The organism is Betaproteobacteria bacterium, assembly GCA_016194905.1.
Taxonomy (GTDB): Bacteria; Pseudomonadota; Gammaproteobacteria; order Burkholderiales; family JACQAP01; genus JACQAP01.
This window is the reverse complement of sequence record JACQAP010000034.1, coordinates 35,972-52,845: the sequence shown is the minus strand read 5'-3', so window position 1 is coordinate 52,845 and position 16,874 is coordinate 35,972. Positions and strand designations below refer to the sequence as shown.

Annotated in this window: 16 protein-coding genes; 14 read left to right on the top strand and 2 right to left on the bottom strand. The window is 60.3% G+C overall.

The window, feature by feature from the left end; all coding sequences use genetic code 11:
• The first annotated feature begins 49 nt into the window (after positions 1 to 49).
• The 7 genes from HY067_21910 to HY067_21880 all read left to right on the top strand — a co-directional run bounded on the left by HY067_21910 (position 50) and on the right by HY067_21880 (position 6,422).
• Positions 50 to 1,201: a site-specific DNA-methyltransferase gene (locus HY067_21910; protein MBI3530611.1), complete on the top strand. Its 1,152-nt coding sequence runs from the start codon at positions 50 to 52 to the stop codon at positions 1,199 to 1,201.
• 27 nt (positions 1,202 to 1,228) lie between these two features.
• Positions 1,229 to 2,338 (top strand): tripartite tricarboxylate transporter substrate binding protein, encoded by a 1,110-nt coding sequence (locus HY067_21905; protein MBI3530610.1) that lies wholly within the window; start codon positions 1,229 to 1,231, stop codon positions 2,336 to 2,338.
• Positions 2,339 to 2,606: 268 nt separating this feature from the next.
• On the top strand, positions 2,607 to 3,104 hold the full coding sequence (locus tag HY067_21900; GenBank protein MBI3530609.1) for a hypothetical protein: 498 nt from the start codon (positions 2,607 to 2,609) through the stop codon (positions 3,102 to 3,104).
• A complete protein-coding gene (locus HY067_21895; GenBank protein ID MBI3530608.1) occupies positions 3,092 to 3,292 on the top strand; it encodes a hypothetical protein in 201 nt (66 codons plus the stop codon). The genes HY067_21900 and HY067_21895 overlap by 13 nt, the downstream gene beginning before the upstream one ends.
• A gap of 74 nt (positions 3,293 to 3,366) precedes the next feature.
• A complete protein-coding gene (locus tag HY067_21890; protein MBI3530607.1) occupies positions 3,367 to 3,792 on the top strand; it encodes a VOC family protein in 426 nt (141 codons plus the stop codon).
• Between the two features lie 550 nt (positions 3,793 to 4,342).
• On the top strand, positions 4,343 to 5,395 hold the full coding sequence (locus HY067_21885) for a hypothetical protein (GenBank protein ID MBI3530606.1): 1,053 nt from the start codon (positions 4,343 to 4,345) through the stop codon (positions 5,393 to 5,395).
• Positions 5,396 to 5,924: 529 nt separating this feature from the next.
• Positions 5,925 to 6,422, top strand: coding sequence for a hypothetical protein (locus HY067_21880; protein MBI3530605.1), 498 nt, complete (start codon positions 5,925 to 5,927; stop codon positions 6,420 to 6,422).
• 110 nt (positions 6,423 to 6,532) lie between these two features.
• On the opposite strand, the gene HY067_21875 is transcribed toward HY067_21880, so the two are convergent.
• Both HY067_21875 and HY067_21870 read right to left on the bottom strand, forming a co-directional pair.
• The gene (locus HY067_21875; protein ID MBI3530604.1) at positions 6,533 to 6,916 is read right to left on the bottom strand and encodes a hypothetical protein; all 384 of its coding nucleotides are present in this window, start codon (positions 6,914 to 6,916) and stop codon (positions 6,533 to 6,535) included.
• Positions 6,917 to 7,049: 133 nt separating this feature from the next.
• Positions 7,050 to 7,448 carry an SRPBCC domain-containing protein gene (locus HY067_21870; protein ID MBI3530603.1) on the bottom strand — a complete coding sequence of 133 codons (399 nt, stop codon included), beginning with the start codon at positions 7,446 to 7,448 and terminating at the stop codon, positions 7,050 to 7,052.
• 469 nt (positions 7,449 to 7,917) lie between these two features.
• On the opposite strand from HY067_21870, the gene HY067_21865 reads away from it, so the two are divergent.
• From HY067_21865 to HY067_21835, 7 genes are all read left to right on the top strand, one after another.
• Positions 7,918 to 8,247, top strand: coding sequence for a TfoX/Sxy family protein (locus HY067_21865; protein MBI3530602.1), 330 nt, complete (start codon positions 7,918 to 7,920; stop codon positions 8,245 to 8,247).
• 515 nt (positions 8,248 to 8,762) lie between these two features.
• On the top strand, positions 8,763 to 11,066 hold the full coding sequence (gene pgaA, locus HY067_21860; protein ID MBI3530601.1) for a poly-beta-1,6 N-acetyl-D-glucosamine export porin PgaA: 2,304 nt from the start codon (positions 8,763 to 8,765) through the stop codon (positions 11,064 to 11,066).
• On the top strand, positions 11,067 to 12,998 hold the full coding sequence (pgaB, locus tag HY067_21855) for a poly-beta-1,6-N-acetyl-D-glucosamine N-deacetylase PgaB (protein ID MBI3530600.1): 1,932 nt from the start codon (positions 11,067 to 11,069) through the stop codon (positions 12,996 to 12,998).
• Between the two features lie 23 nt (positions 12,999 to 13,021).
• Entirely contained in the window at positions 13,022 to 14,287 is a 1,266-nt protein-coding gene (pgaC, locus tag HY067_21850) for a poly-beta-1,6 N-acetyl-D-glucosamine synthase (GenBank protein MBI3530599.1), read from the top strand.
• Positions 14,284 to 14,730, top strand: coding sequence for a poly-beta-1,6-N-acetyl-D-glucosamine biosynthesis protein PgaD (gene pgaD / locus HY067_21845; GenBank protein ID MBI3530598.1), 447 nt, complete (start codon positions 14,284 to 14,286; stop codon positions 14,728 to 14,730). The genes pgaC and pgaD overlap by 4 nt, the downstream gene beginning before the upstream one ends.
• Positions 14,731 to 14,791: 61 nt before the next feature.
• Positions 14,792 to 16,213 carry a helix-turn-helix domain-containing protein gene (locus HY067_21840; GenBank protein MBI3530597.1) on the top strand — a complete coding sequence of 474 codons (1,422 nt, stop codon included), beginning with the start codon at positions 14,792 to 14,794 and terminating at the stop codon, positions 16,211 to 16,213.
• A complete protein-coding gene (locus tag HY067_21835; GenBank protein MBI3530596.1) occupies positions 16,210 to 16,773 on the top strand; it encodes a methylated-DNA--[protein]-cysteine S-methyltransferase in 564 nt (187 codons plus the stop codon). The genes HY067_21840 and HY067_21835 overlap by 4 nt, the downstream gene beginning before the upstream one ends.
• Positions 16,774 to 16,874 lie beyond the last annotated feature (101 nt).

Below are 16,874 nucleotides of genomic sequence, written 5' to 3'. Positions count from 1 at the left end.
CATCGAGTCCGCAATGCCGTCCTATATTGAGGGTCACATTGAGAAATCAATGCGATTTGTTCGCGAGACTGGTCGACCTCTTTTCAGGCCACTGAAAAGAAAAGGGGAAGGCAAGCTAACAGGATTCTTGGGACGCTGGGCAGGGTTGGGACCCTATTACGCCATGTTCCCAATGGAATTCGCACTAAAGACCGTGCGGTACTACTGTCCACAAGGTGGTCGTGTACTTGATCCCTTCGCCGGGCGCGGCACAAGTATCTACGCTGCTGCGGCAATTGGACGGACGGGAGTAGGAATCGAAGTGCATCCGGCTGGATGGATCTATGGCCAGGTGAAATTGTGTCCCGCACCAAAGGATGCGGTTCTTGCAAGGCTAGCGGAGCTCGCGGAGCTTGCGCGATCAGGTAGCGCGCCCGCAATTCGCCAATTGCCTGAGTTCTTTCGTTGGTGCTTCTCTTCCGAAGTTTTGAGATTCCTGTTGGCCGCTAGAAGCCATCTGAATTGGCGCAGAAACTCGGTAGATCGAACTTTGATGGCATTCTTGCTGAACAATTTACACGGCGATTTGGCGCGTTCACTTTCTAATCAAATGCATCAATCGCGATCCATGGCTCCAGACTATTCAGTGGAGTGGTGGCGTTCGAAAAAGATGCAGCCGGAGCGCAAAGACCCTATCGCGTTCTTAACAGCGCGGATCGAGTGGCGGTACAAGCATGGGACCCCACAGTTCTCTGATTCCAAGGTTCGACTTGGGGATTCAGTTGAAGTATTGACCGAGCTGGCAAGGCGGCGAGAAAGGTTTGATCTGTTGCTAACTTCGCCCCCTTACTACGCGGTTGTTAACTACCACTATGACCAGTGGCTAAGGCTATGGCTCCTTGGGGGCCGTTCACGTCCCGTCAAGTCAAAGCATATGAGTCGAGGTGGTTTCGAAAACATGATCGACTATCAGGTTTTGCTTCATCGTGTGTTTGAGAAAGCAGCAATGCTTCTGACACCTCGAGCGGCAGTTTACGTAAGAACTGATGCTCGGGAATTTACGTTGTATGCGACTTATACAGCACTGCAGTACGCGTTTCCGGGAAGGAAGATCCAGGTTCGCGATAGGCCTTATCAAGGGAAAACTCAAACAGAGCTTTTTGGTGACAAGAATTTGAAACCTGGTGAGGTTGACTTGGTATTGTCGGCTCGTCGTCGATGAGTTTCAGGCGATCTTGGCCGCAAGGAAATGACAGGGTGGATTCAACATCTAACCGCACCACTGAAAAATGACAAGCCTATACTTTCTAGGCGTCATGGCCAGCTTTCTGCCACGCCCACGCTGCGCCGGTTCAAGCTGGCCAGCGTCCGGATGATCCATCGAACCAAAGCGTTCGCCCGTGCGCTGGGACTCGCGCTCGGGTTGCTGCTCGTTGCCGGCTTGTCGTGGGCTGCGGACCCGTATCCCACCCGCCCCATCCGCTGGGTCGTGCCATGGCCGGCCGGGGGCGTGGCGGATACGCAGGCGCGCATCATCGCCGATCAGCTCGGTAAAGCCCTCGGGCAGCAAATCATGATCGACAACCGTGCCGGGGCCAGCGGCGTGCTGGGCGCCGACGCCGTTGCCAAGTCAAGGCCGGACGGCTATACACTTCTCTACATGTCGCCCAACGAGCAGGCGATCGCGCAGGCCATCGGCATGGATGTCGGCTACGACGCGGCGAAGGACTTCACGCCTATCACCCAGTTCCTGCGCCGTCCCGCCGTGCTGGTGGTCAATGCCTCGCTCAACGTGCGGACCGTTGCCGAGCTGGTGGCGCTGGTCAAAGCGAAGGGCGACACGATGAGCTATGGAACCCCGAGTGTGGCGCACTTCAATCATTTCGCGACCGAGGTGTTCAATCGCAGGGTCGGCATCAAGGTGCCCGCGGTGCCGTACAAGGGCGAAGCGCCCATGATCACCGATCTCATCGGCGGGCAGGTGGACTATGGTTTTGGCTTTGCGACGACCGTGGACCCATACGTCAAGGCCGGGCGTTTGCATGCGCTGGCCACCACAGGCGCATTGCGATCCCCGCAATTGCCCGATGTACCCACCTTCACCGAACTCGGCATGCCCGAAGTGGAAATGACCATCTGGACCGGGATGGCCGGCCCCGCCGGTTTGGCGCCCGAGATCGTCGAGCGGCTGCAAGTCGAGTTGAGCAAGATCCTGCGCGACCCGGCCATCAAAGCTCGCCGCGAATTCGCCGATTCCGAAATCGTTGCCAGCAAACCGGAAGCGTTCCGGGTGTTTCTCGCCGCTGAGCGAGTACGCTGGGCGAAGCTTGTGAAAGAAACAGGCATCAAGGTGCAATGACTTCGAGAATTTTTCACGTTCCTCGTATCGACGGCTGCCGAGGCACGGAATCACGGAGAATGATCTGGGGAAGGGCCAAGGCAGGTTAGCCGCGGAACCACGCGGAAGGAAAGAAGCAATGACGTGGTCTGCTTTCCGGATTGATTCCCGCGTCATTCCGTGTGTTTCCGTGGCTATATGGTTTTTGACCTTGCCCGGAAGAATTCCATGGCAAACTACAGTTGATAACGGGCATGTATGGGCTGATGGCTCCGGGAAGGCGCCGACGATGCGACGCACACTGCAAGTACTCAACGATCTCGAACGCGCCGGGGTACTTGGACGTTACGCAATCGGCGGCGCTATGGGAGCAACTTTCTACGTTGAGCCGCTGCTGACTTTCGATCTCGATGTGTTCGTCGTTCTACCGCAGACCCGTGGCGGACTGCTTTCTCTTGCGCCGCTCTACACGGCCCTGCGTAAGCAAGGTTATGCGGAGGAAGGCGAATGCGTATTCATCGAGGGTGTGCCGGTGCAGTTTCTGCCGGCGTACAACGCGTTGCTGGAGGAAGCCCTTGCCGAGGCACTCGACACACCCTACGAGGACACGCATACTCGGGTGCTACGTGCCGAACATCTTGTGGCCATCTGCCTTCAAACCGGGCGGGACAAAGACCGCGAGCGGGTGCGAATCTTCAATACCCAGGCAAAGCTGGATATGGAATACTTGTCCGGCGTGTTGGCGCGCCATGACCTTGAATCGAACTGGAAACAATGGAAGAGTTGACTCCCGAAATCGCCAGACTCCTTGCTGCCAAAGAAGCCCGCAGGCACAAACTCGCTGAGTTGCCGTTCCCGGAAAAAGTTCGGGCTGTGGTGCGTATGCAGGAGATGGCAGCACCACTGTTGCGCGCCCGCGGGCGCAAGGTGCGTGTGTGGCAGCTTCAGGAACTCTCGATCGCGGAAGGGCGCTGACCAGAAAAGAGAGCCGAAGGGAACGCCTTCAGCCTATCGAGTTTTCCCAGAGCACTGCCGGGAGGAATAGCCGTATGGGCGAAGTGATTGCGTTCGACCACATTCATCTGATCAGCCGGGACCCGAAGGCGGCCGCGGACTGGTACAAGGAAATGTTCGGTGGCGAGATCGCCGCGGAACAACCCAATCTACGCGGCGCGCCGCAGATCGATGTCCGGGTCGGCGGCATGACAATCGTCATCCGCGGACAACGACCGGGAGAACAACCGACCGCGACCAAACCTATGCAGCAATTCGACGGTTACTCCAGCCACGACGAGTGGGGGACCGATCACTTCGGTTTCACCTATCGAGGGGATCTGCGGGCGTTCTGCGCGGCACTGAAACAAAAAGGCGTGCGCATGGCGGTGGAGCCGTGGGAATTCAAACCCGGGATGGTGCTTTGCTATGTCGCCGCGCCAGATGGCGTCAGCATCGAGCTGATTCAGGTGAATCGGTAGTAGGAAAAATGACATGCCAACCCTGACCACCGACGACGACGTCAAGCTCCACGTCGCACGGCCGGGGGGAAAGCGAAGCGGGGTCAAGAAGCGGGGTTGGGCCTGCAGTGTGCATAAAGATGTTTTTCGCGAGAAGTTCCAATACTTGTTCAGTAACCTTTGTCGCGTCAAACGTAGGTACGACTTGACCGTGACTTGTGGTAACTCAGACTTGAGCTGACAGATGGCGCCTGACCAATTCGACTCAAACTCATTTTTTGGGAGGGGCTGGAAACGGCCAACTGGAATCATTCGAAGGCGGCGCTCAATTCCCTGAAAGCGGCAATCGAGTTCGCCACCTCGTCGCGCGAAACCTGGGGGGCGTATTCACCGTACCGGCAACCGCCCGAATCAAGCGGATTACAGCAAAGATTGCGTCGATCGCTTCGCGAGATAGCCCCACCGCGTATATTTCTGAGGAGTCAGGCGCGCTGTATAGGCTTGGCTTTTTCGCAAAAATGGTCCAGGATTAAAAGGTTAATTAGTTTCGAACCTTTAGCAAGCGAAAACCATGTCGAAACCTCAAGAAATCGAGTTGGCTGCACTCGAGCAAGTAGGAATTCTGCTGAAATTCTCCGCCGAAAACGCAAAATCAATTTCTCCAGATATCGTCGCCACGATCGCATCAGCTTGGGAGGCGCGGGATACCAGCACATGGACGCCCGAAGTATCCTCGAAATTCTGGGGAGCATTTAATACGCTCTGTTCAATCATCAAGCCGGTGAGCCTGGATACGATGTCGTCAAACAGCTTGAACCGTCAGCGTCGATCCTGGGTTCTATGGTGGCGGCTGGAGACAACATCACTTGCGAAGAGCACCGCCAGAAATTATCTCAGCATTCTTTTAATCGCGCTTTTCGCTTCCATTTGCCTTCAGTTTATTGTTGCGACCGCAGCTAATTTATCCGCCGAGATTGACAAGATAGTTGCCGCTGATGAACAGATCGCCAACAAAATCAGTCAGGGACTGACTTCGCTCGGAGGGATACCAGCGGAAGAAGACTTCGCCAAAATCAAACTGTCGCCTGAGCAGAAAAAAACCATAATTGATATCAATAATGAGTTCGAGAAAATGTGGTTTGACACAAGCAAAATGGTCACCAAGCTGCAGTTGTTTGGCTATCTCACTTCCTTCGGGCTCATCGACACAGGGTTCCAACCGGGGGACTTGACTCACCCCACCAACTTGACGGGCATGAATAGAGAGATACTTGCATTCTTTGTGAACAGACGATGGATAACCGAGACCCAAGAGAAGGGGATGATGGTCATTAAAGTGATCAACGTGACGTTCTTGCCACTTCTGCTCGGATTGATCGGCGCTTGTGCCTACGTGACGCGTTTGATATCCGATCAGATAAAGGACACCACTTTCTCCAATACGTCACCCGTGCGGCATCAAGTGAGAGTTGCGTTGGGGGCACTTTCCGGAGTCGTGGTAGGTTTTGGCTGGATAGGGAGCGGTATCTCGCTGTCGCCGGTGGCACTGGCATTTGTGGCCGGCTATTCGATCGAGCCCGTATTTGCCACGATCGACAGCATTGCAGAAAAATTCCGGAAGTAGATGTAACGCGGATGTTTTGTCGGAAACACGGTACCGCACGATATCGACGGTCAGACGACGCACCCATCGAACCTAGGGGGAAATGAGGCCGAGCATGCAGTGTGCACAAAGAAGTTTTCCGCGAGAAGTTCCAATACTTGTTCAGTAACCTTTGTCGCGTCAAACGTAGGTGCGATCTAAACGTAATTCATCGTAGCTCAGAATTAAGGTGACAGACAGTGCCTGACCAAGTCGACCCCAACTCATATGAGAGGGGTTTGAAAAGGTCATGATCGGACATTCGCAAGGCAAAACACTTCTGAGGATAGGCGGGAGGCGCGCTCCGCAGGACGGTGCCACATTATTGGGTGTTGTTGTACGGACACGGGCATCACAAGGCTGTTGCGTTTCATGCTGTTGGGTTACGATACTGCTGTCATCATCATCAATTGATATGCGGACGTTGCCGTCGGCATAATCAATGTTAATCGCCGCCGCGTTCCGCCCCGTTCATTGCACGACTCTGGTTACCTTCTGAAAGGATGCAACCGTGATCATTGATCTCCTTACATTCACGCTGATCCACGTTGTATTGAGTCTCGTGGGAATCATCGCGGGCCTGGTCGTGGTGGGAGGCCTCATGGCAGGGGTACGGTTCGACGGCTGGACGGTGGTCTACTTGGTGACCACCGTCTTAACCAATGTCACCGGGTTTGGCTTCCCCTTCGCGACCCTCCTGCCCTCCCACATCGTGGGGGGTATCTCACTCGTCGTATTGCTTGCCGCCATCGCCACGCGTTACTGGAAGCACCTCGCCGGGGCCTGGCGTGGGGTCTTCGTCGTGTCCACGGTGGTCGCGCTCTACCTCAATGTCTTCGTCCTGGTCGCGCAGCTCTTTCAAAAGATCCCGGCACTGATCGCCATAGCTCCCACCCAAAAGGCTCCGGCATTTGTGGTGACACACCTCATCGTCCTCGCGTTGTTCGTTGTCCTTGGGATGGCCGCGGTGAGGGGCTTCCGGACCGAGCGGGCGGCGATGGCTCGCTAATCAGTGCTCGTGGAGCGCATGCCGCTCCGCCTTGGGATGGAGCCCCGTGCAGTCTGCACGTGCAAAACAAGAAAACAAGGGATCAGGCTCTAACCCGGGTTTTGTCGCCGCTACCGATCTCTCTGATCGGTGACCGACGCTTGATGCTCCGCCGTCTTCGGTGTCGAAGACCAAATCATGAGACCGGCCACCAGGAAGCCGAGATCCAATACGCCAATCCAGCGCAGCCAATGAGGGATTCCAAAAAGGTAAGCACCCACCGGGAAAAAAGACATGATGAACATGACCACCAAGGCCAGACCGTGACCACGTACCGACGCGATCACAGCGGATATGGCAATCAGCATCATCAGTACGTCGATCGCGATATTCGCGGCAGAGAGTGAGAAGACGCCCTGAGGTGTGCCAAGGGTCCACAGCCATAATCCGCATGCCGCAACGCCAGACGCGGCGCCGATGATTTTGCCGGCATATCGAGACAGGGTCCGCAGCACGTCAGTTTTCGTGAATCGAACGCATGACGGGGTCAATCGTTACCCGAGTCTAGTAAAGCCGCACAGTACTTCCAGTCCCATAATGGCTGCAACTGATGGCTCCAATCCAATGGAGAAAAATGCCCTGAGCAGTTCAAGGCTTCTTGCTCAGCCAGGCCCGCCACGGATCCCAGTAGTATTTCTTCCAGCCTTCCGTTACGCCCTCGACGTCGTGATCGGCCACGTTGACGTGCATCAGATCGATGCGGGCGCCCGCCGGGTCGGGCCAGAACGTCAGAATCAGGATGGAGTCGAGGTCCTCCGGCTTCCAATGGAACGCCCGCCAGGACTGCACGATCATGCGCTTGGGCGCGGTGTCCAGCATGCGGCCCGACAGCATGTCACCGAATGCGCGAAATTCGGCGCCCGGCGTGCTCCCGATCGTCACCGGGGCGCCGGTGAATTCCGCGTGCAGTGAGGAGTCCAGGTACATGTCGTAGAGACGCTCCGGCGGTGCCGGCAGCTTGACCGACTGCTGAACAAGTTTGGGCATGCGAGCCTCCCGCGTTTATAGAGCGGCGTTTACGATACTCCAAACATACTTTCGACGCGCGAGATGGAACAGTAAGGTCTTGTGCCATTTTCCGTGTGCGCCCGGAACAGGACTTCCTCGTGAGAGGCGCCGGCGTTCGATCACTGGCAAGGTTGTGCGTTGTGCGTCGCTGTGCCTTGGGAATCTCGCACGTGACTGAGCGTCGCGGCTCGGCCAGAGCCTGTGTGCGCACGACAAAGGCCTCATCCCTCAGATAGATCTACCGGCGCAGCGCTTCGTCGACACAACACAGGCCAAATGCACGCCCAACCCCAACAGCCGCACTGGTCTTGTCGCCGCACTCTCACTGCGAGCTTGTTGCGGCGTAAGCTAATATTTAGCGGTTGAAGCTGGGTCAACGTTTTCGGCTGTCGCCGAGCGCGACAGTATCAATGCGACGCTGCAGCCGACCAACCGGGAGGTGCATACGATGGCTTTCGACGAAGGGCTTGCAGAGCGCATTCGCAAGCGTCTTGCAGGGGAAAAGGGGCTGACCGAGAAAAAGATGTTCGGAGGCCTCGCGTTTCTGCTCAACGGCAACATGTGCTGCGGCGTGCACCGGCAGGAATTGATCGTGCGCCTGGACCCGGCTGCGACCGCCACCGCACTGGCTGAACCTCACACCCGCATATTCGACCTGAGCGGCCGCCCGATGAAAGGGTGGATCCTGGTCGAACCCGCCGGGCTCGCGGACGAACCGGCGCTGGCGAGGTGGGTGCGCTTGGGGACAAAGTACGCCGGGTCTCTCCCAAAGAAGTGACTTCTTCGAAGGGCAATGAATGTCAAAAGAACAAGACTCTGTCCTCGTTTTCCCAGCATACATTGCCTTCCTCTGCGCTGGAGAATTTCCGGTGCTCTCTTTCTTGTCGAGTCAAACGTAGGTACGGACTGAACGTGATTTTTGTGGCTTGGATTTGTGAGGAAATGGAGTCAGGCTGAGCTAGCCCCGATTTGGAAAATCCGGCAGGTTTTGCCGGTCTTCTCCTTCTAAAAATTTTCAGCGATCCAGTCGTCATTCCCGACGGGATTACCGTAGAATCCATGCAGCTTTGCAGGGGGCTGCTCGCGTGCGCGAGTGTGCTGTTGTGACCGGCGCTAGAAAGTTTGTGAAGTTACTTGCGCCAGTTGCTGAATCTAAAGAAAAATTGAAAGAGGGTTCTGAGACCTCCACATCGCTTAGTGCTGGCCCTGGCTTTTCTGGGCGCCACACCCATCCTCCCGTGCTGGGGGCAAAACCCCCCGCAGCCGCCCTCGCCACCTCTGAACGAAGCACAATTGCAGCGCCTGCAACGGCTCAAGGAACAGGCGGATCGTAATCCGGGCAGCAAACCCTTCCTCTACGACTACCTGCAGGCGCTCGAGGAGGCCCATCGCGACGCCGAGCTGCTGGCGTTAATGCCCAGGGTCGATCTCTTCTCGGCGCCTCCCGCGGTACTGGTTCGTCTGGGCCGGGCAGCCAACAACCAGAAGCGTTTCTCCGTCGCTGCCGAACTCTTCCGCGCAGCGTTGCGCCAGGCACCCGATCGCAACGACGCCATCGTTGGGCTTTCCTATGCGTTGATCGACGATGGCAAGGCGGGCGAAGCCGTCGCGTTGCTCGAAAGCCGACGGAAGACGACGTGGCGCCAGGTTCCGCTGCTCGAAGCGTACGCCGAAGCGTTGCGCGCACAGCGCGAGCACACGCAGGCGTTGCCGGTATACGAGCGCATCCTCGTGCTCGATCCGGGAAACCGCGCTGCGCAGCGCAACCGCATCTTCACGGTCGCGCGGCTCGGCGCGCCGCATCGTGCGCTTGAACTCGCGCAGGCCTCGCCCGGCCTGCTCACCGACGAAGAATTGCTTGCCCTGCGCAGCGAACGTGCAGCGATCACCACGCGCTGGGGTGCGGCGGCGGACCAGGATGCGCCCGGCCGTTTCGCGGCAACCGACGCCGCACTGGCGCAGAACGAACAGTTGCTGAAGGAAGCCGCCGCATCCGGCAAACCCGCGAGCGCGACGCAGCGGCGTCTGCAGTTCGATCGCATCGTGCTGTTGCGCAATCGAGTGCGCATGCAGGAAGCGGTGGATCTTCACGAGAGCCTGGTTCGTGACAGCGTCGACGTTGCGCCGTATGCGCAGGCGGCCGCGGCTGATGCGTCTCTCTATCTCCATCAACCAAAAAAGGCGCGCGATCTGTTTCTGCAGGCGCAATCGAAGGGCGAAAGCGACTTTGCCGCGCAGGTCGGATTGTTCTATGCCTACTCCGATGCGGAACAGCACCAAGCCGCGATCGAGCAGATCGACAAGGTTGTGGCCGCGACGCCGAAGCGGATCAACGCTTACAGCCCGCTCACCGTGGCCGACAACCCGGATTACGCGAGTGCCCTGGCAACGGCCGGCGCGGCGCGCGGCTATCAGGACCGGCTCGACGACGCGCAGCACAGGCTCGAGGCGTTTTGCGACCTGGCACCGTGGAACATGGAAGCGCGCGAAAAGCTCGCAGCCGTCTACAACGCGCGCGGCTGGCCGCGCCGTGCCGAGCAGGACCACCTGTGGATTCTTGCCGCCGAGCCACGCAATCGCGCGGCGCGCATCGGCTACGCCGACACCCTGCGCGAATTGCGCGACTGGGAGCCGGCGCAACGCGAAGCCGCCACGCTCGAAGGGGAATACCCCGAAGACAAACAGGTGCAGCGCGTCGCGCGATTGTGGCGCATCCATCAGATGCGCGAGCTGCAGGTCGAGGCCGGCACGGGCGACTCGAGCGGCAGCGGCGGTCCGCTGGGTTCGCGCGAACACCAGATCGAGACCCATCTCTATTCCGCGCCGATCGATCGCGACTGGCGCGCCTTTCTTCACCAGTTCGAAGCGCAGGCAACGTTTCCCGACAGCACGGGCTTCCGGCGCCGCATCGGTGTGGGCGCCGAGTATCGCATCCGCGACTGGCATGCCTCCGCAGAAGTCAACGAGAGCTACGACGACGAATCCGACGCCGGCCTGTCGGTGGCGGGCGACTGGTGGGCGAACGACCAATGGAACATCGAAGTCGCCGCCGACACGTCCAGCAACGATATTCCGCTGCAGGCCCGCAGCACGGGTGTGCACGGCTGGTCGCTGCGTGCCGGTGCGACTTACCGCGTCAGCGAATCGCGCAGCTTCCGCGCCGGCGTGCAGAACATCGATTTCAGCGATGGCAACCGGCGCGAAATCCTCAGCGGCTCCGCGACCCAGCGCCTGATCACCGGCCCGGTCTACAAGCTCGACGGCGTGCTCGGCCTGTCTACGTCCCGCAACTCGCTGGCCGGCGCGGCTTACTTCAATCCCGAAAGCGATTTCGGCGCGGACGTAACGTTGATCGGCGAGCAGCGCCTCTGGCGCCGTTACGAGCGCGGTTTCGCGCACCGGCTCTATCTATCGATCGGGCAGTACGACCAAAAGAACTTCGGCAGCGGCCCGACCCGCGGCATCCGTTACGAGCACGAATGGAACGTCGACGACCGCCTGAGCCTGCTCTATGGCGCGCAGCGCACGCTGCATCCCTACGACGGCCGGGGCGAGTACGCGAATTACTACAACGCTGCCGTGAACTGGAAATTCTAGATGGCCCGCGCCTTCCTGTTCGTTCTGCTCATGTCGTGCCTCCCCGCAGCGGGGCTGGCGGCGAACACATACCGCGTACTGTGTTACCACGACGTGCAGGAAGACGTGCGCGTCATTCCCGATCCCTTCGCCGTCGATACCGCGCAACTCGTTTCGCAATTCGCCTGGCTGAAGGAAAACGGCTTTCACGTGATCGGCCTCGACGACGTGATTGCCGCCCGCGAGGGCAAGCGCGCACTGCCCGACAAGGCCGTGCTGCTGACCTTCGACGACGGCTACCGCAGCGTCTATACCCGTGTATTTCCGCTGCTGAAGCTGTTCGACTATCCGGCCGTCGTCGCGCTGTCCGGCCACTGGCTCGATGCGCCGGCGGGCAGGACGGTCGAATACGAAGGCAAAGAAGTTCCGCGCAGCCGATTCCTGTCCTGGGAGCAGATTTCGGAAATGGCTGCCTCCGGACTCGTCGAGATCGCCTCGCACAGCTACGACCTGCATCGCGGCATCCTGGCCAATCCCCAGGGCAACATGATCCCGGCGGTGGTGACTTATCGCTTCGAGGCCGGCAGCGGCTACGAGGACGAGCGCGCGCACGCCGCGCGCATACGTGCCGATCTCGCCCGCAACGCCGCGCTGATCAAGTCCAGGACCGGGCGCGCACCGCGGGTGATGGTGTGGCCTTATGGGCGCGACAGCGGGCAGGCGATCGAGATCGCGCGCGAACTCGGCATGCCGTTCGCGATGAACCTGGACGGCGGTGCCAACGAAGCCGCGGGCGACCTGTCGCGCATCCGTCGCGACGCGATCATCAACAATCCGGCGCTGAACGATTTCATAGCGCTGGTGGACAAGGGGCCGCTGCCGGTGCCGCAGCGCGTCGTGCACATCGATCTCGACTACGTCTACGACGCCGATCCGCGCCAGCAACAGGCCAACCTCGACCGCCTGCTCGATCGCATTCGAGCCTTGCGCGTGACCACTGTCTATCTGCAAGCCTTCTCCGATCCGGACGGAAACGGCCAGGCCGGGTCCGTCTACTTTCCGAATCGCCATTTGCCGATGCGCGCCGACCTGTTCTCGCATGTCGCCTGGCAACTGAGTACGCGCGCGCTGGTGAAGGTCTATGCGTGGATGCCGGTGATGGCGTTCGAACTGCCCTCGAACAACGCCATTGCGGAATTTGCCGTGCAGTCTTTCGATCCGGCCGCACCGGCGTCGGGTAACCGCTACCGGCGGCTGACGCCATTCAGCGCCGAAGTGCGCGACATCGTTGGCGAAATTTACGAAGACCTCGCGCAACATGCGCGCTTCGACGGTCTGCTCTTCCACGACGACGCGACGCTGAACGACTTCGAGGATGCCAGCCCCGCCGCGCAACAGGCTTATGCCGAGTGGGGATTGCCGGCATCGATCGAGGCGATCCGTGCCGATCCGCTGCTGCTCGAACGCTGGACACAGCGCAAGACCGCAACACTGATCGCATTCACCGGGGAACTGGCGCAGCGGGTACGCCGTTACCAGGGCTCGATCAAGACCGCGCGCAATCTTTACGCGCGGCCCGTGATGGAACCGCAAAGCCAGGCGCGCTTCGCGCAGTCGCTGCCCGATTTCCTTTCGGCCTACGACTATACGGCGCTGATGGCGATGCCGTTGCTCGAAGGCGCGGTCAGGCCCGATGCCTGGTTCGAGACGCTGGTGCGCAAGGTTGCCGCGCAGCCGGGCGGACTGACGAAGACCGTATTCGAACTGCAGAGCGTCGACTGGAACACGCGCAAGCCGGTGCCGGCGGCCGAGCTCGCGGCACAAATGCAGCGGTTGCAACGGCTGGGCGCGGTCAACATCGGCTATTACCCCGACGATTTCGTTGCCGACCGTCCGGCGCTGGCGACGATAAAGCCGGCACTGTCTCTGCAGAATTTTCCGCGCAAGGACTGACCCGGCCATGAAGGGCGCAAAACATGTTTGAAGAATTCGGCCTGGCCGGCAAGATCCTGTTCGGCTTCGCGTTCTATTACCCGCTGTTCATGGCCTATCACTGGATGATCGGCGCGCTGTATTACTTCTTCCACTACGAGATCAAGCTGGGCAGGGTCAATGCGCCGCCGTCGCTTTCGATGACGCCGGCGGTGACCTTCCTGGTGCCCTGCCACAACGACCAGAGCATAGTCGCCGAAACCATCGAACACTTGATGCGGCAGAACTATCCGGACTTCGAAGTCATCGCAATCAACGATGGCAGCAACGACGGCACCGGCCGCATCCTCGACGAACTGGCGGGCAGGCACCCGAGGTTGCGTGTGATCCACCTCGCGGCCAACCAGGGCAAGGCGATGGGCTTGACGGCCGGGGCGTTGTTGACGCGCAATGAATTCCTGATCTGCATCGACTCGGATGCGCTGCTCGACAGGAATGCGGCGAACTGGATGATGTGGCACTTCCTCTCCAGCGCGCGGGTCGGTGCGGTCACCGGCAATCCACGCATCCGCAACCGTTCGACGCTGTTCGGGCGCATCCAGGTCGGCGAGTTTTCCTCGACGGCGGGGTTGCTCAAGCGCGCACAGCGCACTTACGGCCGGCTGTTCACCATGTCCGGCGTAGTCGCCGCCTTCCGCAAGTCGGCGCTGCACCAGGCGGGCTACTGGAGCCCGGACATGCTGACCGAAGACATCGACATTACCTGGAAACTCGAGATCGCCAAGTGGGACGTGCGCTTCGAGCCGCGCGCGTTGTGCTGGATCCTGATGCCGGAGACGCTGACCGGGCTGTGGCGTCAGCGGCTGCGCTGGGCGATGGGCGGCGCGCAGGTGATCTTCCGCCGCTTCGGCGAATTGCGCAGTTGGCGCGAGCGGCGCATGTGGCCGATTTTCCTCGAGTACTTCGTCAGCATGCTGTGGGCCCACACCATGTTGATCACCTTCGCGCTGTGGGCCATTGGCAAGTTCGTCGACCTGCCGCAGGCGATCCAGGTGCCGACCCTGTTGCCCGGATTTTCCGGCGTGCTGATCGGCATCACCTGCATGCTCCAGGTGGCAATCGCGCTGCTGATGGACTCGCGCTACGAGAAGGGCCTGTTCCGCTACTACTTCTGGATGATCTGGTACCCGGTCGCGTTCTGGGTCATCAACGTTTTCACCACCGTTGTCGCCACGCCCCGTGTCCTCATGCGCCGGACCGGCAAGCGTGCAACCTGGCGCAGTCCCGATCGGGGAATACACACCACATGAGCGAATTTGTCATCGAGCGGCCCGAGCTTCAGCCCCCGGCGATGCGCGCCTTCTTCAGCATGCTGACCATCGTGCTGTGGACTGCATACGTCTATCTGCTGTTGCCGGTGGCGACGCTGCTGGCGTGGTACGCCGGCTATACCGCGGTTTATGAAGAAATGGTCATGCGCCGCGGCTGGGAAGCACTGGTCGACTTGATCGGCTTTTACAGCATCATCGTCCTCGTGATGGGCCTGATCCAGGTGGGCTGGGCTTCGATCAACTGGGCGCGCTTTTGCGGCAAGCGCGACCGCCGCCGGCTGCGCGAGCGCCAGGTCGACGTGGAGATTGAAAAGATGTTCATGATGGACACGGCGGAATTTCCTGTGTGGCAGAACGCCAAGCGTCTGGTGGTACATCACCACGAAACCCTGCCGAAGATCGTGTCGGTCGAAGCCGGCTAGGGAGGAACTGCATGTCCGAAAATGGCTAGCGCGGGATTGCGAGAGCGGGCACCATGCTCGCATGCAACTCGATCCCGAAAGCTGTTACCAGGCGCTCGTCAGCCGCGATCCCCGTTTCGACGGATTGATGTATGTCGGCGTCTCGTCCACCGGCATCTACTGCCGCCTGATCTGCAATTCGCGCCGGCCGCTGAAGCGCAACTGCACTTTTTATCCGAACGCCGCGGCCGCCGAACTGGCGGGCTTTCGTCCCTGCCTGCGCTGCCGTCCCGAGATCGCGCCCGGTAACGCACTGGTCGATTCGCGCAACCGCCTTGCGGTGGCGCTTGGACGCCGCATCGAAGACGGCGCGCTGAACGAAATCAGCGTGCCCGCGCTGGCTGCGGAGATGGGAATCAGCGACCGACACTTGCGACGGGTGATCCAGGACGAATTCGGCGTCTCGCCGAACAAGTTGCTGGAAACGCAGCGGCTGTTGACCGCGAAGCTGTTGCTGACCGACACCATGCTGCCCGTCACGGAAGTCGCCTTTGCAAGCGGTTTTGCCAGCCTGCGGCGCTTCAACGACGCATTCAAGACCAACTACCGCCTGAATCCGAGCCAGTTCCGTCGTGGTGCCGACGGCTCGAAGGCAGCGGGTCGCTTCCTGTTCGATCTCGCCTACCGGCCGCCGCTGGATTGGGAAGCGCTGCTGCAGTTCCTGGACAAGCGCCTTTACGCCGGCGTCGAGGCGATCGTCGATTTGGGTTATCTGCGCACCGTGAGTATCGGCGGACGCACCGGCTGGATCCGCGTGCAGCCGAGCTCGCGCCGCCACGCGCTGTCCGTCGAGATTGCCCCGGAACTGGGACGCGCAATCCCGGCGGTGCTGACGCGAGTGCGCAGGTTGTTCGACCTGGGTGCGGAGCCGGCGCGCATCGCGCAACGTCTGGGCAGGCTCGCGGCGTTGTGTCCCGGGTTGCGGTTGCCCGGCGCGTTCGACGGCTACGAGGTGGCGATCCGCGCGGTGCTCGGCCAGCAGATCAGCGTCAAGGCGGCGACGACGATCGCCGGCCGTTTTGCGGCGGCCTTCGGCGAGCCGGTCGAGATGCCGTTTCCGGAATTGCGATTGCTGATGCCGACCGCGCAGAGGGTTGCCAAAACATCGCCGGCGGCACTCGCGAAGATCGGCGTGACGTCGGCGCGCGCGCACACGCTGCTCGGGGTGTCGCGCGCGATGGCCCGAAACCCGAACCTGCTCGAACCCGGTGCCGATGTGGACGAAGCGATTGCGCGGCTTAAGAAGTTGCCGGGAATCGGCGAGTGGACTGCGCAGTATCTGGCGATGCGCGCTTTTTCCTGGCCGGATGCGTTTCCCGCGACCGACCTCGGCATTCGCAAGGCGCTCGGCATCGACGACGAGCGCAAGATCCTGGCGCATGCGGAAATCTGGCGCCCGTGGCGCGGCTATGCCGCCATGCATTTATGGAGAACACTCGCATGACTACTTTTTATACGACGTTCGAAAGCCCGGTCGGTCCGCTGCTGCTGATGTCCGACGGAACATCGCTCACCGGCCTGCATACCGACAACGACAAACACCGTCCGGCCGTTCAGCCCGACTGGGTTCGCGACGGCGGCGTGGCGCCGTTCGCGCAGACCGTTGCGCAGTTGCGGGCCTACTTCGACGGCGCGCTGACCGAGTTCGACCTGCCGCTGGCGCCGCAAGGCACCGCATTCCAGATGACGGTGTGGCGCGAGCTGTGCAACATCCCGTTCGGCGAGACCCTCTCCTACGCCGAGCTGGCACGCCGTATCGGCAGACCGACGGCCTCGCGCGCAGTCGGTCACTCCAATGCGCGCAACCCGATATCCATCATCGTGCCCTGCCATCGCGTGATCGGCGCCGACAATTCCCTGACCGGTTACGCCGGCGGGCTGGAGCGCAAGCGCATGTTGCTTGCGCATGAAGCGAAAAATCCAGGGACGAGGAACGAGGGCCGCCCGACTTCGCTGGATCCCGCAGGGTACCGGTCTTCGACCATAACCGGGCTTCGCCCATAAGGGGCGAGTAAAGGGCAACCCGCCTTCGGCGGGATGTAAGGCGGATCCCACGCCGCCGTGCGCTAGGCGCGGCACCGCTGCCCGCCGGCCGGGAAGCGAAC